This is a genomic window from Desulfonatronum parangueonense (assembly GCF_054656975.1).
On sequence record NZ_BAAHXH010000003.1, the window covers coordinates 4,650,001 to 4,673,237 of the forward strand.

Consider the following 23,237-nt stretch of genomic DNA (forward strand, 5'->3'; position numbering starts at 1 on the left):
CGTGCAAAGGTTCCCTCAGGCTGATTGGAAACCAGCCGTTGAGTGCAAAGGCATAAGGGAGCTTGACTGTGAGAGAGACATCTCGAACAGGGACGAAAGTCGGTCTTAGTGATCCGGTGGTCCCGCATGGAAGGGCCATCGCTCATCGGATAAAAGGTACGCCGGGGATAACAGGCTGATCGCGTCCAAGAGTTCACATCGACGACGCGGTTTGGCACCTCGATGTCGGCTCATCACATCCTGGGGCTGGAGCAGGTCCCAAGGGTACGGCTGTTCGCCGTTTAAAGTGGTACGCGAGCTGGGTTTAAAACGTCGTGAGACAGTTTGGTCCCTATCTGCTGTGGGCGGAGGAGACTTGAGAGGGCCTGTCCCTAGTACGAGAGGACCGGGATGGACGAACCTCTGGTGGACCAGTTGTCGCGCCAGCGGCACAGCTGGGTAGCTATGTTCGGAAAGGATAACCGCTGAAAGCATCTAAGCGGGAAGCCTGCCTCAAGATTAGGTCTCCCTGGAAGAAATTCCCTAAAGGTCCCTGGTAGACCACCAGGTTGATAGGCTGGAGGTGTAAGCGTCGCAATACGCTCAGCTGACCAGTACTAATAGACCGTGAGTCTTAACCTCTCTATTCTTCATTCCCTATGAAAAGGTGAATTGTGATGAGTGATTCCAACTGATCAGTCAGATCATACAAAAACACCTCACAAAACCACCTATACAAAATTAGTTCTGGTGACCTGGGCGGAGGGGACACACCCGATCCCATTCCGAACTCGGAAGTTAAGCCCTCCAGCGCCGATGATACTGCGGTTCTAACCGTGGGAAAGTAGGACGTCGCCAGAACTTTCTTTCCAATACAAAAAGCCCGTTTCAGATGAAGCGGGCTTTTTGTATTGGATGTACATGCTCAGCACATCATGTTAAAGTAATTGTGTACTTGCAGTATCTTGATCCCTTTTCCGGGACCGCCGCACCCCAGTGCGGCACGTATCCCATGAGACGCAGACAACAGACAGATATGACTTGGAGAATCTACGGATCGGAGTGGGGATTGCAGTACAGAGCCTTAGAAAAAGGAACTCCTGGTCATGTATTCCTACATCAGTAGTATTCCGGCGTGTTCAACAAGTAATGCAGGGAGAGCAACTCTGGATTTTGGTACTCGGTGGGTCTTTGGGTCTTGAAGAGGCGTGCCAGTTCAACTTCGTCGTTCGGAGGATCAGGATCTGGAAATTCATTGGCGATCAAACCTATAATATCCTCGTCGTGTCCATCGCTGTTGTACAGTGGTGTAAGTTTGAATTCTCGTAGATGTTTCTGATAGAGGGCATGGTTTGATGGAGCGAGGCTTTTCTGCTGCCGCACGTGGTGACCACGCAATATATTAATGGAGTTCATTTCCAGTCCATCACACCACTTCAGGATTTGAGGCAATTCCGGCAGTGGGTAGGGCTGGTAACGGAATGCGTGAGCCACAAAGAAAAATATGTTTTCGCGATCCTTGGCCACCATCGAGATCAACTGGTTCAGGGGCATGAGATGAATTTGGCGATCAAGAAAACGGATTCCGAAGGCAACGATGTGGTAACCTTCGTTCAGGGCGATCTCGATTCCCGAAAACAGCTTTAGATCCGGATATTGCGCCTGCAACTCGTCAAGCTTTTCTTGACTCCAATAAATGCCGTGTTCCGTAAACAGCAAGGCATTTAACCCTCTGCTGAGGGCGATTTCGCAAGCTCGTTGAGGGCTGACGTGTGAGCAACAGGAATATTGGCTTGAATGAAAATGGCAATCAATTCGCATGCGGTGCTTGTGGTCCAGTTTGAAGTTGTCACAGGTTTCAACTAAGTTCTTAAAATGATTGCTCTTGATAATACAAAAACAGGATACGCCTATGTCCTTCTGGCTGCAACCCTCTGGGGATTGATCGGGCCTTTAGCCAAGCTGGCGTTTCAGGAGGGATTGGAGCCTTTGGAGGTTGCGTTTTGGCGGGCAAGCCTTGGTGCACTGTTTTTTGGTCTTCATGTATTGGTCGTTGGAAAATGGCGGGTGAAGAGCCAGGATGCGCCTGCCTTTTTGTTTTTTGGGTTGATCTGTGTCGGGCTTTTTTACGGTGCGTTTCAAAAGGCGGTTGATCTGGGAGGAGCTTCCATGGCGGCCGTCCTCCTGTATACGGCTCCGGCTTGGGTTGCCCTGATGGCCAGGTTGTTTCTCGGCGAGCAGTTGGGAAATCTGAAGCTGTTCGCCCTGGTCATGACTCTGCTTGGCGTAGTGGGAGTCAGTCTTGGTCCTGATGGACTCAAAGCTTTTCATGAGGGATCCTGGAATCAAGCCGCCATTGGATTCGGTCTGCTCTCCGGCTTGACCTATGCTCTCTACTATATATTCGGAAAGCGCTATCTCGAAGGTTACTCAGCGGCCACGGTGATGGTTTACGCGTTGCCCATCGGAGCCCTTGCCCTGTATCCATGGGTTGATTTCCAGGATAAAACGGCAACTGCTTGGTACGCACTCACTGCTCTTGCTTTTGTTTCCACCTATGGGGCTTTTCTCGCGTACTGCGCCGGTCTGCGTCGTCTTGAGGCAACCCGGGCCTCGGTGGTCGCGACATTTGAACCGGTGGTCGCCGCATTTGTCGCCTACATGTGGTGGGAAGAACATTTGGGAACTCTGGGACTCGTGGGTTCAGCTCTAATCATCACAGCGGTCCTGCTCATGGTCTGGTCCAGGAATGTATCGGTGCGCGGCAATTCTTGTTGATACTGAACCGTTGCCTGGCAATTTCTGTACCCATTTTTGCACCAGGGCCTTCAGTTCACCCTTGACCAGTCTCCACGGCTTGAAGTAGATAATGTGTAATGCGCCAGTAGCTCAGTTGGATAGAGCATCGGCCTTCTAAGCCGAATGTCGGGGGTTCGATCCCTCCCTGGCGCACCAAATGAAAATCAAGGGTTTATGCTTTTGGCATAAACCCTTATTTCATTTCTCCCTTCTCTGTTCTCATATATGCGGGAAGCGTAGGTCTTGGAAACTTGGGGATTTGTTTGTTGCTCCATCGCTTGCCTTGCTTTACCCTCTGCTTCATGACTCTTCTGACTTGGCTCGGAATTTTCGCCTGCCTGACGCAGTCCGCCATGCTCTCCGGCCTGAACCTGGCTTTTTTTTCCGTGAGCAAGCTGCAGATGGAACTGGAGGCCACCCGGAACAACACGCATGCCCGGCGGGTTCTGGCCCTGCGCCGGGATTCCAACTTTCTGCTGGTGACCATTCTGTGGGCCAATGTGGGCGTGAACGTGCTGCTGGCCCTGCTGTCCAATTCCGTGCTCGCCGGGGTGACCGCTTTTCTTTTCTCCACGGTGCTGATCACCATCTGCGGTGAAATCATGCCCCAGGCCTATTTCTCTCGAAACGCCCTGAAGATGGGTTCTTTGCTGTCGCCAATGATCCGGCTGTATCAGGTCATTTTGTATCCTGTCGCCAAACCCACGGCTTTGGTCCTGGACAAATGGCTGGGGCCCGAGGCGATCGGTTTTTTTCGGGAACAGGATCTGCGTGAATTGATCAAGATGCACATGAATTCCGGCTCCACGGAAATTGACAAGGTGGAAGGCAAGGGCAGCCTGAACTTTCTGGCCCTGGACGACCTGCCTGTGGCCGCCGAAGGGGAGGTGGTTGACCCGCAGAGCATCCTGACCATGCAGTTCGAGGGCGAGATGCCTGTTTTTCCACCAATCGAGCCTTCCAGGTCGGATCACTTTTTGAAGCTGCTCCAGAGTTCAAAAAAGACCTGGGTCATCCTTGTGGATCTGGAGGGCGAGCCCCGGTTGGCGGTGGATGCAGGCAGTTTTTTGCGGGAAGCCTTTTTCGATCCGCGCAATTTCAATCCCCTGATTCACTGCCACCGGCCGATCATCGTTCGCGATCCCATGACCAGTCTGGGATCGGTCATTCCCAAATTGAAGGTGCACGCCGAACGACCGGACGACGACGTGGTGGACAAGGACATCATTCTCTATTGGGGGGAGGAAAAACACGTCATCACCGGTTCGGACATCCTGGGCAGGCTGCTGCGCGGCATCGTCCGCAGGGAGGAAGCTCCGGATCCGGACCGGGCGATGTCTGAAAAGGAGCAAAGCTGATGAACACACCGCCTGACACACCCGAAACAAAGCCTCGAATCCAGATCAATCCGCCGGTCTTTTTCGGCGCCGCCGGCCTGATCCTGATTTTTGTCGTCTTCGCCATGATTGCTCCGGAGCGGGCCGGGACGGTGTTCGGCAGCGTACAGGGTTGGATAGTTCACGCCGCGGGCTGGTTCTATGTTCTTTCCGTGGCGCTGTTCCTTATCTTCGTGGTGCTCCTGGCTCTGTCGGGATACGGCCGGATCAAGCTCGGTCCGGATCACAGCGAGCCGGGTTACAGCTATCTTTCGTGGTTCGCGATGCTCTTTTCCGCGGGCATGGGCATCGGCCTGATGTTTTTCGGCGTCGCCGAACCGGTGATGCACTACATGACCCCGCCGGTGGGCGAGCCGGCAACAGTGGCCGCGGCTCGGGAAGCCATGAAGATCACCTTTTTTCACTGGGGCGTTCATGCCTGGGCCATCTATGCGGTGATCGCCATTTCCCTGGCCTACTTCTCCTATCGCCACGACCTGCCCCTGACCATCCGTTCCGCGTTCTATCCCCTGATCGGCGAGCGCATCCACGGTCCCATCGGCCATGCCGTGGACATCTTCGCCATTCTGGGGACCATGTTCGGGGTGGCCACATCCCTGGGGTTCGGGGCGATGCAGGTCAATTCCGGTCTGGAATACCTGTTCGGCGTTCCCAACACCATTGGCGTGCAGATCGCCCTGATCACGGGAATTACCATCATCGCCACCGTCTCCGTTGTCCTGGGGCTGGACGGGGGGATCCGCCGGATTTCCGAACTGAACATGATCCTGGCCGTGGGCCTGCTGGCCTTCGTTCTGGTCACCGGTCCCACGGTCTATCTGCTCCAGACCCTGACCCAGAACATCGGGGCCTATGCCTCGGACATCGTCTCCACGACGTTCAACATGTACGCCTATGAGCCCACGGGCTGGATCGGCGGCTGGACCCTGTTCTACTGGGGGTGGTGGATAGCCTGGGCGCCCTTTGTGGGCATGTTCATCGCACGCGTCTCACGGGGCCGGACCATCAGGGAATTCGTGCTGGGCGTACTGCTGGTGCCCGTGGGGTTCACGTTCATGTGGATGACGTTTTTCGGGAATACGGCCCTGTACATGATCATGGTTCAGGGCATCACCGAACTGGGCACAGCCGTGGCCGCGGATACGACCATGGCCTTGTTCGAGTTTTTCGAGCACCTGCCGCTGTCCACCCTGATGTCCCTGATCGCCACGATCCTGGTGGTCACGTTCTTCGTGACCTCGTCGGACTCCGGATCACTGGTCATCGACATGCTCGCCTCGGGCGGGGAAGAGGACGCTCCGGTCTGGCAGCGCATCTTTTGGGCGCTGAGCGAGGGTCTTGTGGCCGCGGCCCTGCTCCTGGCCGGCGGACTGGGTGCGTTGCAGACCGCTTCCATAGTCGGCGCCTTGCCCTTCACGGTGATCATGCTCCTGATGTGCTGGGGTCTGTTGCGGTCCTTGCGCCTCGAGGGCGTGAAACGGATCAGCCTGCGCAGCGCCGTGCTCATGCCCCAGGTCGGGGTCAAGCCGATATCCTGGCAAAAACGTCTGGCCGCGTTGCTGCACAATCCCACCAGGGACGAAGTTCTGGATTTCATCCGCAATACGGTCAGACCGGCGCTTCTGGACGTGGCGGAAGAATTCCAGCGGCGAAACATCAAGGTCCGGGTGGAGGAGGGCGAGGACGGCCGGGTCTGGCTGGAAGTGCTCCATGGCGACGAGATCGATTTCTTCTACTCGGTGCGGCCACGCATCTACAGTCCGCCGGCATTCGTCATGCGCGACACCAGAAAACGCCGCGGCGAGCAGCTCCAGTTCTTCCGGGCCGAAGTGCACCTCAGCGAGGGCGGACAGGATTACGACCTCATGGGTTGGACCAAGGACCAGATCATTACGGACGTGGTGGACCAGTACGAAAAGCACCTGCATTTTCTGCATGCGGTGCGGTAGGGATGCGGGGAAGTCAGTTCAAAGACGTTTGTTGTATTCAGCATACGCTGCCGTTGCCCAGTTCGGCATCGCTGTCGGTACCGGGATCGGAAGCGAAGTCATGCGGAGGGAGCCTCAACGTTCTCGAAACCGATTCCGATACCGATCCCGACCCCGATTGCCGGAGGGTGAGTCACATCATGTGTGCTGAGCAGCTACTTTGTTTTTGCCCCCCGCCTTTTCCACCAGGGCCCGGAACAGGCGCTGGTGGCGGCGGTGGTGGGGCAGGTATTCGGGGTGCCACTGGACCCCGACCACAAAGTCCTTGTCGGTCAGCTCGACGGCCTGAATCACACCGTTGGCTTCCGAGGCGACCACCTGGACGGCGGCGCCGAGGCGGTTGATGGCCTGATCGTGCAGGGCGTTGACGCGGCAGACGGCACACTTCAGGATGGCGGACAGGCGGGAACCGTCGACAACCTGGACGGTTTTGCGCGGCAGCAGGCTGCGGATGTTCGGCGTTTCCTGATAGAAACCCGCCAGATGCTGGTGCAGGTTTCCGCCCGCTGAAACATTGATCAGCTGCGCTCCCCGACAGATGCCCAGTACCGGCAGGTTCCGGTCCATGGCCTGCCGGAGCAGCTTCTGCTCCAGTTCATCGCGGTCCGTGTTCAATCCCGGGTTGCGGGTGGTCAGGAGCCGGCGGGCCAGGAACATGAGGGGGAAAGCCAATACGGCCAGAGCGCGGCGAAACCAGCCCCGTTCGCCGACAGCCATTTCCTCCGTGGGCGGCAGCAGTTCCTCGCCGTACAGATCCGGGGCCACGTCCGCTCCCCCGCCGATGATCAAGCCGTCCAGCCCGTCGATGGTCGCAGGCCGTTGCGGCGTGATCCGCAGGCTGCGCCCGCCGGCCCGGAATACCGCCAAATGAGTGAACCACCACGCGGCCAGACCGCCGTGATCCGGGCCGGTGATGCCGATCAGGGGGCGAGTATTCTTCATTTCTTGATCCATTTCCTCATTTTACCCGCCCAGTCGTCAATCATTGCCGCAACCACCTCCAGGGGTTTTTCCAGGTATGCCCGGCTGTGTTCGCGTAGCCGCTCCTTGTCCGCGGCCAGATGCTCGACAAGAACCCAGTCGTTCCATGGCAGGGCCAGGGACCAGTCCGGCTCGTCGATCCGGCAGTTGGGCAGGCGATAGTGGAACGTGGGGCGGGGGTTGATCAGGTGGGTTTCCACATCCGCGGCCATGACCTGGTCTCGGTTCAGATGGGCGAATAACGGAAGCATATCCAGCGGCCGGTTCCGCGTGGCGTTATGCAGCAGGTAGTCCCGGATCAGTTCCGTGATGTCCGGTGCGTAGCCGTCAGCCAGGATAATGCGGTTGTATTCTCCCGGGAAAGCACGGATGAAGGGCAGGATCTTGCGCGAGATATCAATCCGTTCCCGCGCGGACAGGCATTCATAAAGCAGTACAAAGGCCCGCAGGATGTCCAGCAGATAGCCGGCCTTCAGTTCGGCCGCCTCCACGTTGAATTGTACGGCAAAGGCATAGACCAGGGCCGCACGCGTGCCTTTGGCTCCGGCCTGTCGCAGGCGGACCCGCAGGTCGTCCATTTCCGCCAGAGCCGTCAGGTGAACAGGGGGAGCGATGACCTCGCTGGGAACAATGTTTCCGGCCAGCCGGGCGAGGAGGTCGTCGATGCGGTGTCGGGTTTGCGGGTTGTCCTGATCGATGCCGATCAGGTTGAGGTAGCGACGGTACTCATGATCCTTGAGCAGGCTGGCGTCGAGTTCCACGCGGAACGACCCATGTCGCGCATTCTCGATTTCGATCTCGAACGAACTTTTGGAGATCGTCGTTCCTCCGAAGACATCCGTCACGGCCCGGGCGATTTCCATCAGTTCCAGTCCTCCCATCTCCATCTCCAGGCCGACGTGACGGAAATCGCCGTGGGAGGTCCGGACTCGTTCGGGCATGACAAACTGGGTCGTGTTCTGCACGGATGCGGGGCAGTCTTGGATCATGGGAGTCAGGTTCGTACTTTAGGGAGCAGGTTGTTCAAGGGGACCCGAGTGGGGCAGCAATATCGAAATCAAAAAAAATGCTATCGTGTTTTAAGTTGCCAGATTTTGATTTCGATCATGATTTCGATACTGGCCCAGAGCGTACGTGGTTCAAGAACATGTTCTTGTCTGGACCAGTAGGGGCTCCCCTTGCGGGTGCCCAAGATTGCCATGATATGGTGGGGGAATGTCATCATTTCGAAACCACATCCGCACGTCACAACAGATGTTTGAGCAGTTCCGAGCCAACATGCCATACAAATTGACTTGTTTTTACCGGCAGGTCAAGATGACGGAATTGTGGCACCGGCTGTCACGGTCATGATGAGCAGGACATGCTGCATATTTTTGGAGCGATATTGTCATGGTATTGTCCTTGTTGTGTGAGATTTGATATGCAAGATAAGGAGTGAAAGCGTGTTGGACAAGCGGGATGCGTATCTTCGGATGCTGAAGGAAAAACTCGAAGAGTGGAATGTCGACATTGATCGGCTGGCGGTCAAGGCCAAGCAGGTCAAGGCGGAAAAGGAGAGTGAATACGCCGAGCAGATCACGATGTTGCGCACCAAACGCAAAGAAGTGGAGGATAAAATCGCCGCACTGCAAAAGGCGGGCGAACCGGCATGGGCCGAACTCAGAAAGGGCATCGATTCTTCCTGGGAAGCGTTGAAGAAAGGCTATGGCGAGGCCTTGTCCGGGAAGCGCAAAGAGTAGAAATCGGGGTCACGTTCGGGTTGTTAATCGGATGGATGCCTGATTCATGCTCCCCAGGAGCAAGTAAGCAGGTCACATCAATCAATCCGCCTTGAGCGGCAAAGGAGAGCATACGGATGAAGAAACGAATAGTCCCAACCAATGTGGAAGCGGACAGCGGGCCGGAGGGCGACTGGGTGGATCTGGAGACAGCGGCGGAAGTGGAAATCAGCTCCGAGGACCCGAACCATCCCATCGAGCATGCCCTGCTGCCGGGAAATCCTTCCGGATGGCGTGCGGGGCAACCGGGTGAACAGACCATCCGGCTCATTTTCAATGAACCGCGACCCATTCGGCGGATCTGGATCCATTTCGAGGAAGCCCAGGTGGAGCGGACCCATGAATTCGTGCTGCGCTGGTCTCCGGACAGCGGCCAAACCTACAAGGACATCCTTCGCCAGCAGTGGAATTTCAGTCCCAGCGGCATGCAGTATGAAACCGAGAACATCTATATCGATCTGAACGGCGTGACCATCCTGGAACTGCACATCAAGCCGGACATCAGCGGCGGCGAGGCAATTGCTTCCCTGGCGCAGCTGCGTGTGGGGTGAGCCATGGCGTTTCCCGATCAGCCATCCGAATGTAATTGAATTAATCAATAATGTACTGGGTTTTATGAATATGCAAGATTGTGTGATTGTGATGTGTATTTGTGAAATTGGTAGAGACAAGGCATGCCTTGTCTCTACGATCAGGATATGTACAGGCGTTGATGAATATGCGTGATTGTGTGATAAATATTTGGCAATTGGTAGAGACAAGGCATGCCTTGTCTCTACCAATCATGATATGTACAGGCGTTTGATGAATATGCGTTATTTAATGATGAATATTGTGCAATTTGTAGAGACAAGGCATGCCTTGTCTCTACCCCACAATAATCTAGGGGGTTTTATGAATATATGCGATTATATGATGAATATTTGTAGAATTCGTAGAGACAAGGCATGCCTTGTCTCTACATGTACATGTACAATATTCGCCCTTGTAATGGTATTGGTTTTGGTCGTTCCTGCCGCCTGGGCCGATGCTGGACCGGATGAGGCGTCGTTCGAGGATGTTCGCCGGGAGATGCGGGAGTTGGGTGATGTGTTGACAAAATATGGGGCGGAACAGCGGGACAAGGCCGTGCAGCAGGCTCAGCCCGCGCTGGAGTCCCTGGATCAGCGCCTGGACAACCTGGAACGGTCCATCAAAAGCAATTGGGACGAGATGAGCGAGGCGGCCCGGGAGAGATCCTTGCGGGCAATTCAGGAATTGCGCCGACAACGGATCGACCTGGCCGAAAAGTACGGAAGCCTGAAGCAATCCTCCGAAGGGGCCTGGGAACATCTGCGCAAGGGATTCATGGATGCCTATCTCGTTCTGAACGAGGCCTGGGCGAACACAGTGCGCGAATTCCAAAAGGAAACTGAGGATTGACGACTTTCGCGGCCGATCATTCCTGGCCAAGCGTGAGGAAATAGTTATGTTCATTTGAATCGTCGGACGAAGTTCCGGCAAAAACGAAAAGGGAGACCCATGAGTGAAAAGCGAGAAGCCTACATCCAGAAGATGAAAGCCAAAATTGATGCCTGGAATGCCGAGATCGACAAGCTGGAGGCCCAGGCCGACCTGGTCAAAGCTGAAGCAAAACTTGAGTATCATCACCGGCTGGAAGAATTGCGGGCCCGGCGCAAGGAGGTCGAAGAAAAAATCGCGGCATTGCAGGAAGCGGGAGAATCTTCCTGGGAAGGGGTGAAACAGGGCCTTGAGCGCTCCTGGGAGACCTGGTCCGAGAGTTTTGCAAAAGCAAAGGCGGCGTTCTCGCAAGGATACAAGGAAGGAAAGCAGAAGCCGGAGTAATGGGCAAAATGCCGGGAGCAATGTGCCGATGCCGAGTTTCTATCTGGGAGTGGCCTGTTTTCTGCTCGTGACCATGATTGTCGGATTGGTTCGGGTTTTTCGCGGCCCGAACCAGGAGGACCGTGTGGTGGCGGTGCAGCTTTTCGGCACCACGGGCGTGGCTATTGTGCTGCTCCTGGCCGTGGCCTTTGACGCCCCGGCCATCCGCAATGCCGCCCTGGTTTTCGCCTTGCTGGCCGTGCTGGCCGTGGTCGCTTTCGTGCGCGGCGAAATCGATGAGAGCGACGCCGAGAAGAACGATCGTCGCATTGCTCCCGGAGAGTAGGGCATGACGCTGGTTCTCCAGATCCTTTCCGGCGGCCTGTGTCTGGCTGGAGCCTTCTTTTTTCTGGCCGGCACCATCGGCCTGCTGCGATTTCCGGATTCCTTGAGCCGGATTCACGCCCTGACCAAGGCGGACAACCTGGGTCTGGGGCTGATCGCCCTGGCCTTGGTGCTGACAGGCGATTCTCTCAGTGAAGCCGTGAAGATCATCTTGATCTGGCTCCTGGCTCTGGCAGCCAGTTCAAGCATTTGCTTCCTGGTCGGACAGAGCATCATGCGCAAGAGAAAGGCAGGACAGGCATGATCCTGATGCTGGTTTTCGACGTGCTCCTGGTGGGAGCGCTGCTGATGGTCAGCCGGCGGCTTCTGATGGCTTCGGATCTGTTTCAGGCCACGGTGCTCTTCGTTTCCTTCGGCCTGTTTCTTTCCCTGGCCTGGATTCGCTTGCAGGCTCCGGACATCGCGCTGGCCGAGGCCGCGGTGGGCGCAGGCCTGGCCGGAGTGCTCCTCTTCGGCACGTTCAAGGGAATCGAGCCGAACCGGGTCCGAGACGATCAGTACCGTGACCGCCAAGGCCCCGGCGACACGGACGAAAACCGGAACCAGGTCCGGACTGGGGAGGACGATCTGTCGGTCACTCAGTTCCAGGCTGTGCCCTGTCGCCTGGATCTGGATGCGTCCTGCCCTGGCCGGATGCACTATCTTCTTGCCGGGGGCCTGGTGGGGCTGCTGACCCTGCTGCTGGTCCTGACGGTGACGCACCTGCCCACTGACAAGGGCGGCCTGACGGAGTGGGCGGCGCAGGCCATGCGGGACAGCGGGGTAGAGCATCCGGTGACCGCGGTGCTGCTCAATTTTCGGCTTTACGACACCTGGCTGGAACTGGGCGTGCTGATCCTGGCCCTGGTTGCGGTGCTGGCCGTGTACGGCCGCCGGGAGTTGCGGATGCAGGCCCGGGAAACCTCCAATTCCGTGCTGCGCTGGCTGGTCTGCCTGCTGACGCCGATTGTCCTGCTCGTTGCGGTCCAACTGCTCTGGCTGGGGGAGCATTCGCCGGGCGGGGCGTTCCAGGCCGGGGTCGTCCTGGCCGCCGGGCTCGTTCTGCTCCGGCTGACCGGATTGCCATCCGTGAACACGCTTTCCCGCAATGCCTTGTTGTCTCTTGTGATGTTTGGATTCAGCGCGGTGCTGCTCCTGGCAGCGGTCACCAGCTTCGCTCCCCGGTTGCATCCCCTGGAATTTCCGCAACAATGGGCCAAGACGCTGATCCTCGTCCTGGAATCCGCAGCCACCATTTCCATCGGCGTGACCCTGGCCTCCCTGGTGGTGCACGTCCTGTCCGGCGGCAGGGACAGAAGAAATACGGTCAAGTGTGACGATGCCGCATCGGAATAGTCCTCCCCGCGGGCGGAACCAATATTGCCGATAGGCGGCGAGTCTTTGGCTTCCACATCTTTCCAGCGGAAGCCAAAATTTATTTCTTGGCGACCTTCGCATCTTCCATGAGCGAAGCGGGCGGCTCAATTCCGGATGTGTCGACAGGCTCTGAACAAGCCCGGAAATACTGTACCGAAACACGGAACCCGGCATGCAATGAGCACCTTTCTTCTTTACTCCATTGTTGCCGTCCTGCTGGTGGGGCTGGGTCTGCACGGACTGATGGTCCGGCGGCATCTGCTGCGTCAGATCATGGCCTTGAACGTCATTGCCGGGGGGGTATTCCTGCTGTTGATCAGCACGGCCTACCGCAATCAGGACGAGTTTGCCGACCCGGTCCCGCAGGCCATGGTGCTGACCGGAATTGTCGTGGCCATCAGCGCCACCGCCCTTGCCCTGGCCCTGGTGCGGCGGATCCATCGCCCCGACGATGATCCGCCGTCAGTGAACTCCGACCGGGACGGAGACCAGCAATGACGCACCTGGTCTGGGCGATCTGGATTCCCTTTCTCGGGTCCATGACCTGCCTGCTGCTGCGGGGGCGGGCTATTGCCTGGGCGGGCTTGACGGCTTCCTGGGCCGTGTTCGGCGTCTGCATCAACCTGGTGATGCATGTCTGGGAGCACGGATTTGCCCGGGTGGAACTGGGTGGATGGGCCGCGCCCCTGGGCATCGGCTTGTATCTGGACGGCATCGGAGCGTTGTTCATGCTCCTCACGGCCATTGTCGGAGTGCTGGTCGGGCTGTATGCAGCGAGCTTCTTCGGTCAACCCTCGCCGGTTCGAGGCGACCGGCGGCACGGTCAGGAACGGATGCGGCCGTACTTCTGGCCGATATGGCTGCTGCTCTGGGCTGGGCTGAACGGTCTGTATCTCTGTTCCGACATCTTCAACGCCTATGTTTTGCTGGAGATTGTCGGCATCGCGGCCGTGGGGCTGACCGTGCTTTCCGGGACCAGGGCTTCGCTGACGGCGGGGTTGCGCTATCTGCTGGCCACCATGTTCGCCTCCCTGATGTACCTGCTGGGCGTGGCCCTGCTCTACGCCCAGATCGGCCGCCTCGACTTCTTTCTCCTGGCCGAGGCCATGTCGCCTTCCCTGCCGGTACTGGCGGCATTCGGGCTGATGACCTTCGGCCTGCTGATCAAGGGGGCCTTGCTGCCTTTTCACTTCTGGTTGCCTCCGGCCCATTCCAGTGCGCCGGCCCCGGTGAGCGCCATTTTGTCGGCAATGGTGACCAAGGCGGCTTTTTTTTTGCTTCTGCGGATCTGGTTCGTGGTTTTTCCGGAGATTCTCGTTCCCGCCACCGGTCAGATGATCGGCCTCATGGGAGCAGTGGCCGTGCTCTGGGGATCAATGCAGGCCGTGCGCCAGACAAGCCTGAAAATGCTCATCGCCTATTCCACGGTGGGTCAGTTGGGGTATCTGTTCTTGCTGTTCGCCCTGGTCACTCCCGCGGGAGGGGCGCACGGAAGTGATGCCTGGGCTTCCATAGCCTGGACCGGCATGATGTTCCACGTCTTTTCCCACGGCCTGGCCAAGGCGGCCCTGTTCCTGGCCGCGGGCTGCCTGGTGCTGGCCATGGGCACGGACGACCTGCGCTCAATGCGTGACATAGCCGGACGCCTGCCGGTGATCACCTTCACCCTGGGCGTGGCCGGAATCAGCCTGATGGGCTTGCCGCCCAGCGCCGGCTTCGTGGCCAAATGGATGCTTCTGAAAGCCTCCCTGGCCAGCGGGCAGTGGTGGTGGGTGGTGGTCATCGCCCTGGGTGGACTGCTCACCGCTGCCTATGTCTTCAAGATATTGTCCTTCACCTTCGTCCCCTCCACTGGCCGGCCCATGGACCTCAAGCCCGTGCCAATGCTCATGACCCTGGTCGCCCTGAGCCTTGGCGTGCTCTGCGTACTGTTCGGTTTTCGGGCGGAAGAGGTGATTGCCATGTTGCCTCAAGGTGTTGGAATGGCCTTTCCGGATCTTCCAGGAGGGCGTCCATGACCATGACCTCCTGGCTGCCGCTGATCGTCCTGTGCAGTTCCCTGTTTACCGGATTGATCATTTTCCTGCTGCCGGGGGAACGTTCGGGATGGCGCACAACCCTGAACATGGCCGGTGCCACGGTGAAGGTCGTGGCGGTCTTCGTGATGGCCTGGGGAGTGCTGGTGCATGACCAAGTCTACGAAGTTCGTTTTACCATGGGCCTTGGTTTCGATTTTCTGCTTCAGGTGGACCTGCTGTCCCTGGCCTTTGTCTCCTTGTCCAGCAATCTCTGGTTTCTGACCACGCTCTATGCCGTGGGCTACCTGGAAGGCTCACGCAACCGGAGCCGCTTTTTCGGCTTCTTCAGCCTCTGCGTGACCGCCTCCACCGGGGTGGCCCTGGCCGGCAACCTGATCACCTTTTTCATTTTCTACGAGTTCCTGACCCTGGTCACCTATCCCCTGGTGGTGCATCAGGGCACGCCCCGGGCCCTGGCCGCGGGAAGAACCTATCTCTGGTACGCCATGAGCGCCGGAGCCCTGCTGTTCATCGGCGTGGTCTGGCTGCAGCTGTTGGCCGGTCCCCAGGATTTCGTTTCCGGCGGCACATTGGCGGGGCTGGATCATATCGGCCCATGGCATCTGCGGGTCATTTTCGTCCTGCTGATCATCGGCCTGGCGGTGAAGACCGCATTCGTTCCGCTGCACGGCTGGCTGCCCGAGGCCATGGTCGCGCCCGCGCCGGTGAGCGCGCTGCTCCATGCCGTGGCCGTGGTCAAGGCCGGGGCCTTCGGCGTGCTGCGGGTGGTTCAGGACGTGTACGGCAAGGACTTCGCGGCCCAGTTGCAGGTGCTGGAGCCCCTGGCCATGGTGGTGGCGGGAACGATTGTTTTCGGGTCCGTGCGGGCCCTGATGCAGAACGACCTCAAGCGGCGGCTGGCCTATTCCACGGTCAGCCAGGTTTCCTACATCGCCCTGGGAGCGGTGGTCGCGGGACCGCTGGCCACTGTGGGCGGGCTTGCCCATCTCGTGCATCAGGGCATCATGAAAATCACCCTGTTCTTCTGCGCCGGCATTTTTTCCGAATCCCGAGGCATCAGCCGGATCGATCAGATGAACGGTCTGGGCCGGGTCATGCCCCTGACCATGGCCATGTTCACCATCGCCAGCCTGGGCATGATCGGCGTGCCGCCCGTGGCCGGCTTTGTCAGCAAGTGGCATCTTGCCCAGGGCGGCATTCAGGCCGGTCAGGACTGGGTGGTCCTGGTTCTTGTGGCCAGCAGTCTGCTCAATGCCGCCTATTTTCTGCCCATCCTGTATCGGGCCTGGTTTGTTGTTCCGGGCCAGGAAATCCTTGGGGAGCCTGTCCGCAAATCCGGGGCCTTACCCGAAGCTCCCTGGATGCTTCTGTTTCCCACCATTGTCACGGCCCTGATGTCACTGGGAGCCGGGGTCTTTGCCGGCTGGGAATGGAGCCCTCTGGGCGTGGCGCACCAGATTGTCGCCGGCAGGGGGCAGCCATGACCTGGCTGACAGCCGTGCTTTGGCCTCTGGTTCTGGCCGGACTGCTCGTGTTTCCCGGAATGCGGAGCGTGATCTCCCGGGAAGGGCTCTGGGCCGCGCCCCTGCCTGCCCTGGCATTGGCACTGTGGGGCAGTGGAGCTGAATCCGCTTTTTTTTCGGCCCTGTTTCTGGGCACGACGCTGCATTTCGGGCCGTACGGGCGGGTTTTTCTGCTCCTGGCGGCCCTGCTCTGGACGGCAGCCGGAGTCTTTGCCCGCACGTCCGCCAAGGAGTCAGGCAAGGTCGGTTCAGGGCAAACCCGGTTCGCGCTGTTCTTCCTGCTGACCCTGTGCGGCAACCTGGGCTTGTGCGTAGCCCAGGACCTGGCTTCCTTTTATGTTTTTTTTGCCTTAATGAGCTTTGCCGCCTATGGACTGATCATCCATGACCGGACATCCAAGGCCCTGTATGCCGGACGCGTCTATTTGACCATGGCCGTGATCGGCGAGGTGCTGCTGGCTTCCGGGTTCTACTATGCCGGAGTTTCCGGAGAGAGTCTGCTGTTTGCCGAAATTCGCGCGACTCTTGCCGGACACGGACAGGCAGATCTCGTTTTGGCCCTGGTATTTATCGGCTTCGGCATCAAGGCCGGGGTCATTGGCCTGCACCTCTGGCTGCCCCTGGCCCATCCCGCCGCGCCCACCGCGGCCAGCGCCGTGCTCAGCGGGGTGATGATCAAGGCCGGTCTGCTGGGTTGGCTGCAGTTCTTCCCCCTGGGCGCGGGATTGAGCCATTGGGGCATGACGCTGGCCTGGCTGGGCCTGATCGCGGCGGTGTACGGCGTGGCATCCGGCGTGCTCCGGCATGATCCGAAAACCATTCTGGCCTATTCCAGCGTCAGCCAGATGGGGCTGATGACCATGGCCTTCGGCTTTGCCCTGTTGCCCGGCGCCGGCGAAGCCCAGTCACTGATTTCAGGGGTGCTGCTCTTCGCCCTGGTGCACGGGTTGGCAAAAGCCTCGCTGTTTTTCGGGGTCGGCGTGGCAAAGATCACAGGCAGGGACTCCCGGCAGGCGCCCTTTGTTCTGGCCGGATTGATGCTGGCGGGACTTGTTCTGGCGGGGCTGCCGTTCACCGGCGGGTCCATTGTCAAAGAGTCCCTGAAAGAGGGTGTGGCGCATTTGCCCCTGGCCTGGAGCGGGTATTTCAAGGCCATGCTTTCCGTGACCGCCATGGGGACCATGCTGCTGCTGGCGGTTCTGGTCTGGCGGGTTCGCGAGGCCATGGCACAGGGCCGGAAGACGGCAGGAGTCCGAATGGCCGGCGCCTGGGGGGCCGTGGCCGCTCTGCTGCTGATTGCCGCGCCGCTCCTGAACACCGCGTTTCCGGAGGGGCCGGCCGTGTTCACGGTTGGCTGGCTGGACATCTGGGACGGTCTCTGGCCCATCATGCTGGGCATGGCTGCCGCGGCGCTGTTCGTGCGCTGGAACAAGGACGGTCTGGAGCGACGGGGGCTGGATGACCTGATTCTGGGTTCGGTGGACCGCGTCCTGGTCCGGGCGTACAGGGCATGGCGGAAGGGGCCGTTGTGCGATCCCTCCTGCGGATCGGTCAATCTGGTGACCTGGTCGGACCGGGTGCTGCAGAGCCGGTGGATGCGCACGGTCCCGGACATGTTGGAACGGCGACTGCTGTACTGGCATACCGTGGGCCTGCTCTTCACGGCTCTGTTGCTCGGATTTACGGCTTTGGCGTGGTGGGGAATACCATGACGACAGAGCGGGGTGCGAAAAAGCGGGATCTCCGGCTCCTGAAGCCGCGCATGTTGATCCAGCGGATCGTGATGTTCGCCCTGCTCTGGTGGGTGCTCACCCAGGGCGGTTCGCCGCTTTCCGGCTTGGGAATCATCGCTGTTGCGGCGGCATCGATTCTCAGCCTGTGGATGATTCCTCCGGGCGCATGGAAGTTGCGGATCAGAGGGCTGCTGCGTTTCATGCCGTATTTCTTGCACCAATCCCTGCTGGGCGGCCTGGACGTGGCCCGCAGGGCCTTGCGGCCGCGGATGGACCTCAGCCCTGTGGTGATTACTCATGATATGAAGTTCAAATCGGAACCGGCGCGGGTTTTCTTCATCTGGGTGGTCAGTCTGTTGCCCGGTACGGCCGGCGTTGACCTGCAAGGCGATACGGTGAGCGTGCATGTTCTGGATGAAAGCATCGCGGATGCCTGGAAGCTGCGAGAGCTTGAGGATCGGATAGACGATCTGTTCGGCAATGGGGATAAATAAACTTTGGATTCAAGTTTCAGGAGGGTGTTCCATGAAGACGAAAATTGTGGTCACTGTCGGTCCGGCCATAGACAGTGAGGATATGTTGCGCAAGCTGATCGAACAGGGGGTGCGGGTTTTTCGACTTAATTCCTCCCATGGGGACCGGGCCTATTTTGAAATGGTGATCGGCCGGCTCAAGGCTCTGGAAGCGGAGATGGATCTTTCCCTGAGCCTGATGCAGGACCTTTCCGGTCCCAAGATCCGGATCGGCGAAATCAAGGACGCACCCTGGGACGTCTTCAAGGACGATCAGCTGATCATGGGGCTTCCAGGCAAGCAAAACGAGCACGGGGCGGCTCTTGAAGGAAACAAGGCGCGCTGGATCGATCTGGACCACCCGGAAATGCTGGAGGTGCTTGCTGTCGGCGATACCGTGACCTTGAGCGACGGCGGGCTGCAGTTCAATGTGGCGGAGAAGATCGACGCCCATGCCGTCCGGCTCAAGGCGCTCAATTCCGGTCTGCTGGCATCCAGAAAAGGCGTGGCCTTTCCCGGCAAGGTCAGCCCGTTGCCCGCATTCACCCCGAAAGATCGTCAGGATCTGGCCTATGGCCTGGAACTGGGCGTGAACGTGGTGGCTCTGTCCTTTGTCCAGGATGCCCAGGACGTCCAATCCCTGATCAACGAAATGGAACGCCTTGGACATCGGGTGCCGGTGATCGCCAAGCTGGAGCGCCTGAACGCCGTGGAGAACCTGCAGGAAATCCTCAAGCTGGCGGACGGGATCATGGTCGCCCGCGGCGATCTGGGGCTGGAATGCCCCCTGGCATCGCTGCCAGGTCTGCAAAAGGAGATCATCAAGGCCTGCAATCAGGCCGGGAAACCGGTGATCGTGGCCACGCAGATGCTGCTTTCCATGGTGGAGAACCCCGTGCCGACCCGGGCCGAAATCACGGACGTGGCCAACGCCATCCTGGATGGCACGGACTGCGTGATGCTCTCCGAGGAGTCGGCCGTTGGGCATTACCCCCTGGCAACGGTACGGCAGATGAACCAGATCGGGAACGAAGCGGAGAAATTTGCCGCCCGGCACAATCCAGGACCCATTGCCCCCAGGGACCAGAGCGATCCGGCCTGGTTTCTGGCCTATGCCGCCTGTCTGCTGGCCGAAAAGGCCAAAGTCCGGGCTCTGGTGGCCCACAGCATGTCCGGCGCCACCATCCGCCACCTCAGCGCCTGCCGGCCAGAGCAGCCGTTGTATGCCCTGAGCACCGAGCCTTTGGTCCGCCAGTTCCTGAATTTTTCCAAAGGAGTGCTGCCGTACCCGGTCAAGGAGCAGCTTTCGGATCACCTGGACAGGACGGAATATTTCGTGGACAGCTGCCGGGAATTCGCCACCGGCGAGGCCGTGGTGATCACTGCGGGACAACCCAAACCCCGCCAGGAGCGCACGGCCACCAATCTGGTGAAGATTTACGTGAAGTAGGGTCGCGAGGTGCGGGCGAAGCAGGAACGCTTCGCCCGCGATGATTAATGATGCAGTAACTGTTCAGCTCACCTGATTAAAAACGGCTGGATACCCGCCTTCGCGGGTATGACTGAACTTGGAGACGGCATTAAAAAACAAGTCATTCCCGCGAAGGCGGGAATCCAGGTCATGCTTGCCGCAATTCTTGAAAAGCTATCTTTTTTCGTAACTATTCAACACATACTCTGTGGTCACTCGCCAGAACTGGATTCCGGCTTTCGCCGGAATGGCGTATCATACCACGTCCTTTCCAAGTTCAGTCATACCGGCGAAGGCCGGCGCTATCGCTATCCAGTCTGAGTTTCTCGGATGAGCTGAGTAGTTACCTTTTTTCAACCTGAGCTGAGTAGTTACCCGATGCGGATGGCCAGAGATCAGGCCGCTTCCTCCATGTCCTTGACGATGGCCAGTTCCTCGGCGGAAAAGATCTTGTCGATGTTCAAAATGATGATGAACTGTTCGCCGTTCTTGCCCATGCCCTCGATAAATTCGGTCTTGATGCGGGTGCCCAGACGAGGGGCCGGTTCGATCTGATCCGGTTCCAGGTCAAAGACTTCCTGGACCGAGTCGGCCAAGGCTCCCAGGATGGTGTTCTCGCCGTCCACATCCACTTCCACGATGATGATGCAGGTGTTCACGGTTTCTTCGGTTCTGGTCATGCCGAACTTGAGCCGCATGTCCACCACGGGCACGGCCCGACCGCGGACATTGATCACTCCCCGCAGGAAATCCGGCGTACGCGGAACCCGCGTGATGTCCGTATATTCCAGAACCTCGCGGACCTTGGCGATGTCCATGGCATAGAGTTCCCTGTCCAGGGTGAAGGTCAGGTACTGGTTCAACGTCGTGCTGAATTTTTCATTCATGTTGCCTCTCCGGCTTTAGGGTGCAGCAGTAGCGGTTTTCAATCATCACGAAATTTATGGGGTGCGGTTCACGCCGTTCGCCCTGAAGGTTGTGTGAGCCGCACCCCTAGTTCCATTCTTGCCGAGAAGAGTAACTGCAAAATGTTGAAACATAACTTGCGAGTAGCTTGGGAAACTGGGTTCCCGCCTTCGCGGGAATGACTTCAATGAGTAAGCTGTTTTCAAGCAACGTCATGCCCGCGTAGGCGGGCATCCAGGCCATGCTTGTTGCAAGTTTTTGCAGTTACCGAGAAGGTTCCCAAACTACTAGAACTTCTCGAACTCTTCGTCCTCCTTGCCCATATCCAAGGCAAACCCCTGTGATTTGGCCGGTTTTGCGGGTTTGGACGCTATCGCCGCTTGTGAGCCGCCGAGCATGTTTCCTGCCCTGCGCGGTTTCTGGACGCGGCGGGAGGATACTCCGGTATCACTGCCCATCTTGAAGAAGGCCATGGTGGCCTGCAGTTCCTCGGCCTGGCTGGAGAGTTCCTCGGAGGTGGAGGCCATTTCCTCGGCGGCCGAAGCATTCTGCTGGATGACCTGATCCAGCTGCTGGATGGCCTTGTTGATCTGCTCCACGCCGATGCTCTGCTCACGGCTGGCGGCATTGATCTCCTGAATCAGCTCTGCCGTGCGCTGAATGTCCGGCACGATCTTGACCAGCATCTCCCCGGCCTGCTCCGCCACCTGCACGCTGGAAGCGGACAGCTCGCTGATTTCCGAGGCCGCGCTGCCGCTGCGCTCCGCAAGCTTGCGCACTTCCGCGGCCACCACGGCAAAACCCTTGCCCGCGTCCCCGGCCCGGGCCGCCTCGATGGCCGCGTTCAGGGCCAGGAGGTTGGTCTGGCGGGCGATTTCCTCGATGATGGAAATCTTCTCGGCGATCTGTTTCATGGCCGTCACGGTCTGGGACACGGCCTTGCCGCCTTCCTGGGCGTCCTGGGCCGCCTTCAGGGCGATCTTTTCGGTCTGGGCCGCATTGTCCGCGTTCTGGCGGATATTGGCGGTCATCTGCTCCATGCTGGAGGATACTTCCTCCACGGCCGCGGCCTGTTCCGTGGCGCCCTGGGACATCTGTTCCGCGGAGGCGGACAGTTCCTCGCTGCCGGAGGCCACATTCTCCGAGGCCGATTTCACCTCGCCGACGATCTGGCGCAGCTTGCCCTGCATTTCCTGCATGGCCTTGCCCAGAATACCGATTTCGTCTTTTTGATCCACTTCCAGATGCGCGTCCAGTTCGCCCGTGGACAGTTCCTCGGAAAAGCGCACGCCCTTGGAAACCGGGTTGGTGATGGCCCGGGTCAGGATGATGCCCAGAGCCAGAGCCAGGATGACCCCGATAAGAATGCCGGCGATGGCCACGACTTGGGCCTGGGCCGCGTCCGTCTGGGCAGCGGACACGGCTTCTTCGGTATACCGTTCGTTCAACTCCAGGACCTGGGTGAGCAGTCTAAGGGCTTCGCCCTGACGTTCCCGCACTTCAACCATGGCCGTCTGGGTCATGCTCTCGAAAATGGATTCCGCCTCCTGGGCGATGGCGATCAGTTCGTCGAAGCGGGCAAAGGTTTCCTCGGCCGCGGGTATTGTTTCCCGGACGAGAACCTGATTGGCAGCGGCAGTGTCGCCGTCTCGGACCAGTTGCTTGATGTTGCCGATGGAGGAGTGGAAGGGATTGTGCGATGCGGGCATGCGCCGCAGGATGTCCAGCAGGCGGGCGTTTTCCGTGCGGAAACCGGCCAACCAGCGGCCGAAGTTGCAGGCCGTGGGATCGTCTCCGCCGTCGAACTGCACGCCGCGGGTGATCAGGGCGTACACGTTGCCCATCACGGCATGGTGATCGCCGCGGAACTGTTGCAGGTTGGCCCGCAGGTTGGCGGGATTGCTGATGCCGGTGCGCTGCAACTCCCTGCCCATTTCGATGAACCGGTCGTTGACCGTCCTCCAGGCGTCCAGTGCAGCCGCTGTCTGGCGCCACAGCGCCGCTTCTTCGGCCGTTGCCGGGAGCGCCTCGAATTCGTCGCGCAGTCTTGCGATGTCGTTGCGCTGGCGGAGCAGGTTGTCGAACTGGCGCTGCATGTCTGCCGGGGCAAGTCCCGGCACCAGCAGGGTGCGCTGGGCCACGCGCAGGGATTCGTATTCCTTTTCGATGTCCTGCAGCGTCTGGATGCTGGGCAGGCGGACCGTGCCCACCTCTTCGATATGTCCTGTCAGATTGTTCGCGCCCCACCATCCGAAAGCGCCCACGATGAAAACGATTAACGCCACAACGGCAAATCCGCCGACAAGTTTAACCCCGAGCCGAATGTTCTTCATTGCTTCCTCCCATCATGCTTGTACATTGGTTGGCTGGTTGAGTGTTCGTTTTATCAGAGTCGGGTGCGAAAGGATCCGCACTCGACAGAAAACAGTGGAGGCAACTATTCAGCAACACGGTGTATGGGTCATCCTCCAGCACTGGATTCCCGCTTTCACCGGAATGACATCGCGTATTATGTCGCTTTGTGTCAGTCATACCGGCGAAGG

Annotated in this window: 21 protein-coding genes, 1 tRNA gene and 2 rRNA genes (1 of these 24 running past the window's edge); 19 read left to right on the top strand and 5 right to left on the bottom strand. The window is 58.8% G+C overall.

What is annotated here, in order from left to right:
- Both ACYQ15_RS20885 and rrf read left to right on the top strand, forming a co-directional pair.
- Positions 1-621: ribosomal RNA gene (locus ACYQ15_RS20885) — 23S ribosomal RNA — on the top strand; it begins 2,426 nt to the left of the window's first position.
- Between the two features lie 104 nt (positions 622-725).
- Positions 726-840: ribosomal RNA gene (gene rrf, locus ACYQ15_RS20890) — 5S ribosomal RNA — on the top strand.
- A 258-nt stretch (positions 841-1,098) separates the two neighbouring features.
- Here the strand turns inward: rrf and ACYQ15_RS20895 are convergent.
- Positions 1,099-1,800, bottom strand: coding sequence for a PHP domain-containing protein (locus ACYQ15_RS20895; RefSeq protein ID WP_459939399.1), 702 nt, complete (start codon positions 1,798-1,800; stop codon positions 1,099-1,101).
- Between the two features lie 54 nt (positions 1,801-1,854).
- Here ACYQ15_RS20895 and ACYQ15_RS20900 point away from each other — a divergent pair, with 54 nt between their 5' ends.
- From ACYQ15_RS20900 to ACYQ15_RS20915, 4 genes are all read left to right on the top strand, one after another.
- Complete coding sequence (locus tag ACYQ15_RS20900) at positions 1,855-2,757, top strand: DMT family transporter (protein WP_459939400.1); 903 nt, start codon at positions 1,855-1,857, stop codon at positions 2,755-2,757.
- Between the two features lie 100 nt (positions 2,758-2,857).
- Positions 2,858-2,934: transfer RNA gene (locus ACYQ15_RS20905), tRNA-Arg, on the top strand.
- 146 nt (positions 2,935-3,080) lie between these two features.
- Complete coding sequence (locus ACYQ15_RS20910; protein ID WP_459939401.1) at positions 3,081-4,136, top strand: DUF21 domain-containing protein; 1,056 nt, start codon at positions 3,081-3,083, stop codon at positions 4,134-4,136.
- The gene (locus ACYQ15_RS20915; RefSeq protein ID WP_459939402.1) at positions 4,136-6,124 is read left to right on the top strand and encodes a BCCT family transporter; all 1,989 of its coding nucleotides are present in this window, start codon (positions 4,136-4,138) and stop codon (positions 6,122-6,124) included. The genes ACYQ15_RS20910 and ACYQ15_RS20915 overlap by 1 nt, the downstream gene beginning before the upstream one ends.
- Positions 6,125-6,301: 177 nt before the next feature.
- Here ACYQ15_RS20915 and ACYQ15_RS20920 read toward each other — a convergent pair whose 3' ends face one another.
- Together ACYQ15_RS20920 and ACYQ15_RS20925 are read right to left on the bottom strand one after the other, a co-directional pair.
- Positions 6,302-7,105: a gamma-glutamyl-gamma-aminobutyrate hydrolase family protein gene (locus tag ACYQ15_RS20920; protein ID WP_459939403.1), complete on the bottom strand. Its 804-nt coding sequence runs from the start codon at positions 7,103-7,105 to the stop codon at positions 6,302-6,304.
- Positions 7,102-8,133: an amidoligase family protein gene (locus tag ACYQ15_RS20925; protein WP_459939404.1), complete on the bottom strand. Its 1,032-nt coding sequence runs from the start codon at positions 8,131-8,133 to the stop codon at positions 7,102-7,104. The genes ACYQ15_RS20920 and ACYQ15_RS20925 overlap by 4 nt, the downstream gene beginning before the upstream one ends.
- A gap of 456 nt (positions 8,134-8,589) precedes the next feature.
- Between ACYQ15_RS20925 and ACYQ15_RS20930 the strand changes: the two genes are divergently transcribed.
- The 13 genes from ACYQ15_RS20930 to pyk all read left to right on the top strand — a co-directional run bounded on the left by ACYQ15_RS20930 (position 8,590) and on the right by pyk (position 19,767).
- A complete protein-coding gene (locus ACYQ15_RS20930; protein ID WP_459939405.1) occupies positions 8,590-8,886 on the top strand; it encodes a sll1863 family stress response protein in 297 nt (98 codons plus the stop codon).
- 116 nt (positions 8,887-9,002) lie between these two features.
- Positions 9,003-9,476: a hypothetical protein gene (locus ACYQ15_RS20935; RefSeq protein ID WP_459939406.1), complete on the top strand. Its 474-nt coding sequence runs from the start codon at positions 9,003-9,005 to the stop codon at positions 9,474-9,476.
- 439 nt (positions 9,477-9,915) lie between these two features.
- On the top strand, positions 9,916-10,347 hold the full coding sequence (locus tag ACYQ15_RS20940) for a sll1863 family stress response protein (RefSeq protein WP_459939407.1): 432 nt from the start codon (positions 9,916-9,918) through the stop codon (positions 10,345-10,347).
- A gap of 99 nt (positions 10,348-10,446) precedes the next feature.
- The gene (locus ACYQ15_RS20945) at positions 10,447-10,770 is read left to right on the top strand and encodes a sll1863 family stress response protein (protein WP_459939408.1); all 324 of its coding nucleotides are present in this window, start codon (positions 10,447-10,449) and stop codon (positions 10,768-10,770) included.
- A gap of 28 nt (positions 10,771-10,798) precedes the next feature.
- Positions 10,799-11,095, top strand: coding sequence for an MrpF/PhaF family protein (locus ACYQ15_RS20950; RefSeq protein ID WP_459939409.1), 297 nt, complete (start codon positions 10,799-10,801; stop codon positions 11,093-11,095).
- Between the two features lie 3 nt (positions 11,096-11,098).
- Positions 11,099-11,398 carry a cation:proton antiporter gene (locus ACYQ15_RS20955; protein WP_459939410.1) on the top strand — a complete coding sequence of 100 codons (300 nt, stop codon included), beginning with the start codon at positions 11,099-11,101 and terminating at the stop codon, positions 11,396-11,398.
- Entirely contained in the window at positions 11,395-12,489 is a 1,095-nt protein-coding gene (locus ACYQ15_RS20960) for a hydrogenase subunit MbhD domain-containing protein (protein WP_459939411.1), read from the top strand. Before ACYQ15_RS20955 ends, ACYQ15_RS20960 begins: the two co-directional genes overlap by 4 nt.
- 198 nt (positions 12,490-12,687) lie before the next feature.
- Positions 12,688-13,008 carry a sodium:proton antiporter gene (locus ACYQ15_RS20965; RefSeq protein ID WP_459939412.1) on the top strand — a complete coding sequence of 107 codons (321 nt, stop codon included), beginning with the start codon at positions 12,688-12,690 and terminating at the stop codon, positions 13,006-13,008.
- Positions 13,005-14,528, top strand: a complete 1,524-nt coding sequence (locus ACYQ15_RS20970) for a complex I subunit 5 family protein (RefSeq protein WP_459939413.1) — start codon at positions 13,005-13,007, stop codon at positions 14,526-14,528. The genes ACYQ15_RS20965 and ACYQ15_RS20970 overlap by 4 nt, the downstream gene beginning before the upstream one ends.
- A complete protein-coding gene (locus ACYQ15_RS20975; protein WP_459939414.1) occupies positions 14,525-16,033 on the top strand; it encodes a complex I subunit 5 family protein in 1,509 nt (502 codons plus the stop codon). The genes ACYQ15_RS20970 and ACYQ15_RS20975 overlap by 4 nt, the downstream gene beginning before the upstream one ends.
- A complete protein-coding gene (locus tag ACYQ15_RS20980; RefSeq protein ID WP_459939415.1) occupies positions 16,030-17,784 on the top strand; it encodes a complex I subunit 5 family protein in 1,755 nt (584 codons plus the stop codon). The genes ACYQ15_RS20975 and ACYQ15_RS20980 overlap by 4 nt, the downstream gene beginning before the upstream one ends.
- Positions 17,781-18,299, top strand: a complete 519-nt coding sequence (locus tag ACYQ15_RS20985; RefSeq protein WP_459939416.1) for a Na+/H+ antiporter subunit E — start codon at positions 17,781-17,783, stop codon at positions 18,297-18,299. The genes ACYQ15_RS20980 and ACYQ15_RS20985 overlap by 4 nt, the downstream gene beginning before the upstream one ends.
- A gap of 31 nt (positions 18,300-18,330) precedes the next feature.
- Positions 18,331-19,767, top strand: coding sequence for a pyruvate kinase (gene pyk, locus ACYQ15_RS20990; protein ID WP_459939417.1), 1,437 nt, complete (start codon positions 18,331-18,333; stop codon positions 19,765-19,767).
- A 416-nt stretch (positions 19,768-20,183) separates the two neighbouring features.
- Here the strand turns inward: pyk and ACYQ15_RS20995 are convergent, their stop codons facing one another.
- The gene (locus ACYQ15_RS20995) at positions 20,184-20,675 is read right to left on the bottom strand and encodes a chemotaxis protein CheW (protein WP_459939418.1); all 492 of its coding nucleotides are present in this window, start codon (positions 20,673-20,675) and stop codon (positions 20,184-20,186) included.
- Between the two features lie 306 nt (positions 20,676-20,981).
- On the bottom strand, positions 20,982-23,027 hold the full coding sequence (locus ACYQ15_RS21000) for a methyl-accepting chemotaxis protein (protein ID WP_459939419.1): 2,046 nt from the start codon (positions 23,025-23,027) through the stop codon (positions 20,982-20,984).
- Positions 23,028-23,237 lie beyond the last annotated feature (210 nt).

Coding starts and splice junctions, on each gene's coding strand:
- ACYQ15_RS20895 (WP_459939399.1), bottom strand. CDS start 1,800: ATGCGAATTGATTGCCATTTTCATTCAAGCCAATATTCCTGTTGCTCA.
- ACYQ15_RS20900 (WP_459939400.1), top strand. CDS start 1,855: ATGATTGCTCTTGATAATACAAAAACAGGATACGCCTATGTCCTTCTG.
- ACYQ15_RS20910 (WP_459939401.1), top strand. CDS start 3,081: ATGACTCTTCTGACTTGGCTCGGAATTTTCGCCTGCCTGACGCAGTCC.
- ACYQ15_RS20915 (WP_459939402.1), top strand. CDS start 4,136: ATGAACACACCGCCTGACACACCCGAAACAAAGCCTCGAATCCAGATC.
- ACYQ15_RS20920 (WP_459939403.1), bottom strand. CDS start 7,105: ATGAAGAATACTCGCCCCCTGATCGGCATCACCGGCCCGGATCACGGC.
- ACYQ15_RS20925 (WP_459939404.1), bottom strand. CDS start 8,133: ATGATCCAAGACTGCCCCGCATCCGTGCAGAACACGACCCAGTTTGTC.
- ACYQ15_RS20935 (WP_459939406.1), top strand. CDS start 9,003: ATGAAGAAACGAATAGTCCCAACCAATGTGGAAGCGGACAGCGGGCCG.
- ACYQ15_RS20940 (WP_459939407.1), top strand. CDS start 9,916: ATGGTATTGGTTTTGGTCGTTCCTGCCGCCTGGGCCGATGCTGGACCG.
- ACYQ15_RS20945 (WP_459939408.1), top strand. CDS start 10,447: ATGAGTGAAAAGCGAGAAGCCTACATCCAGAAGATGAAAGCCAAAATT.
- ACYQ15_RS20950 (WP_459939409.1), top strand. CDS start 10,799: ATGCCGAGTTTCTATCTGGGAGTGGCCTGTTTTCTGCTCGTGACCATG.
- ACYQ15_RS20955 (WP_459939410.1), top strand. CDS start 11,099: ATGACGCTGGTTCTCCAGATCCTTTCCGGCGGCCTGTGTCTGGCTGGA.
- ACYQ15_RS20960 (WP_459939411.1), top strand. CDS start 11,395: ATGATCCTGATGCTGGTTTTCGACGTGCTCCTGGTGGGAGCGCTGCTG.
- ACYQ15_RS20965 (WP_459939412.1), top strand. CDS start 12,688: ATGAGCACCTTTCTTCTTTACTCCATTGTTGCCGTCCTGCTGGTGGGG.
- ACYQ15_RS20970 (WP_459939413.1), top strand. CDS start 13,005: ATGACGCACCTGGTCTGGGCGATCTGGATTCCCTTTCTCGGGTCCATG.
- ACYQ15_RS20975 (WP_459939414.1), top strand. CDS start 14,525: ATGACCATGACCTCCTGGCTGCCGCTGATCGTCCTGTGCAGTTCCCTG.
- ACYQ15_RS20980 (WP_459939415.1), top strand. CDS start 16,030: ATGACCTGGCTGACAGCCGTGCTTTGGCCTCTGGTTCTGGCCGGACTG.
- ACYQ15_RS20985 (WP_459939416.1), top strand. CDS start 17,781: ATGACGACAGAGCGGGGTGCGAAAAAGCGGGATCTCCGGCTCCTGAAG.
- pyk (WP_459939417.1), top strand. CDS start 18,331: ATGAAGACGAAAATTGTGGTCACTGTCGGTCCGGCCATAGACAGTGAG.
- ACYQ15_RS20995 (WP_459939418.1), bottom strand. CDS start 20,675: ATGAATGAAAAATTCAGCACGACGTTGAACCAGTACCTGACCTTCACC.
- ACYQ15_RS21000 (WP_459939419.1), bottom strand. CDS start 23,027: ATGAAGAACATTCGGCTCGGGGTTAAACTTGTCGGCGGATTTGCCGTT.